We start from the raw sequence: 1,691 nt of genomic DNA, 5'->3' as shown, positions 1-1,691 counted from the left end.
CCGTAACTGCTGCCTTGGAGGGCCAACTGCAAGACATAAGGGCGCAATACCAAGCATTGACCCTCACGCTGCATCAGCAAACAGAAGAGCAAAGCAGGCTAGAACAGCGCCTCAGCCAATTGCACCAACAACTCCAAACTGGTCGCCAGCAGCACGACAGCCTGACCCAGAGCTTAGAAGCACTGAGTAGGCAAGAAGGCCAACTCCAAGACCGCATCAGAACCCTAACCAACGAGCAAGAGCAACTTTCCCGGCAACGAGATGAACTAGTTGCAGCCCTCCAGCAAGTGAAAGCACAAATTGATATGCTCAGTGCTACGTCTGTCGATAATGGGGTTAAACCCAACGATGGGGTAAATGGAGTTGAACCTCATCCAGAAGCTAGTTTAGAACCAACTATAAGCCCGCGTGAGCCAGCCAAGCAGTTTAAACCCTTGGTTCGGGCAATTGACTTTCGATTAGCAAACCTAGAGCATACTGAGTGGCTATGGGAAGAGGTAATTGCTCCCCGATGGCAATGTCCGCCCTTTTTGGGCAGTGTTTGCTTACCCTATGCAGATACCGACGAGGTTTGGGGAACAGAGACGATCGTCACAATTGTTGGGGAAAACCTGAAACGATTGGGCGAGAACAATCTGAACTGTGATTACATCTATGATCGCTTTGACGACGAAGACAATCGCCATTGGCTAAAAATTTTGACCTTTGTGATGTCAGAGTACGCCTATCACGTGGAAGAAGTGGGTGGTTTCTGGCAAGGATTGTGTAAGCGACTAAACTTGCCCTATCAGAGCGATAATGCTGCTCCAGCAACTACCCTCAAAAAACTGGCAGAAGATGGAATTAAGTTGCTGAATTTGCCAAGGGCAGTAGGGGGCTATCCGATCGTCTCTACCCTCTGGTTACAAAGTGGCATCCCCTATCGCAATCTGCACCACTTTGCTGACCTAGTGGCCGATTTAGTCGATGAGTTAGGATGGCTTCAGATTCAGAACTGGGAAGCTCGGTCACTGGCTAAGAAACTGCTCGATACCTGTCAGAGCAACTATCCAGGACGCGCAGTATTAAGGCGATTTCTTGCCCATAGTTGCCAGTCAGGTGCAGAACCTATTACAGGAGAATTGCTGCAAAGTATTGCCAGCGTGGCCATTGCCCTGCGGAATTATCAGCAGTCACCAGAGATCTTGCTGAACTCGGCTCAGCGCCAGGAATTTTTGGTGGATAAGGTGCCCCAGTTCAAGTTTTTCCTTCGAGATTGGCAGGCACTGGTACAAATCCTGAAGCCCGATCGTTCAGTCAGCCGCCGCCGCTCTGGGCAAAAAGCCTTAACGCTGAGGCTAGATCTCGAAACATTATGCATTGAACTGGTGCTAGCCGCCCAAACCCTACGGAATGCCGAGTGGCCAGCCGGAACATGCTCCATACCCGTAGTGGATTGGCAAGGAGAGATTGATGCCAATGGACAAATCGAGATCGAAGACTTAACCCAGCCCATTGAGCAGATTGCTGAAGAATGGCAGTGGCAGTTGTTAGATGCCCAAGCAAATCCTCTCCAATCCTGGGAACTAGAGGGGGTTATGCCTGACTTTCCCTGCCTCATCTTTGATGCTTCGACAGGCGATCGACTCCTACCCAATCCAGACCTAACGGATAACTCAGACATTTTCTGCTTTGTCCCTAATGGAACGACG

At 50.1% G+C, this 1,691-nt stretch carries 1 protein-coding gene; it reads left to right on the top strand.

Translation table 11 applies throughout. The features are described 5' to 3' along the window. Nucleotides 1–1,691, top strand: a 1,691-nt coding sequence (locus NZ772_18550; GenBank protein ID MCS6815557.1) for a hypothetical protein, incomplete at both ends; no start/stop codon positions are given.

The sequence above is a fragment of the Cyanobacteriota bacterium genome (genome assembly GCA_025054735.1).
Lineage (GTDB): Bacteria > Cyanobacteriota > Cyanobacteriia > SKYG9 > SKYG9 > SKYG9.
This window is presented reverse-complemented; position numbering and strand designations above follow the sequence as displayed.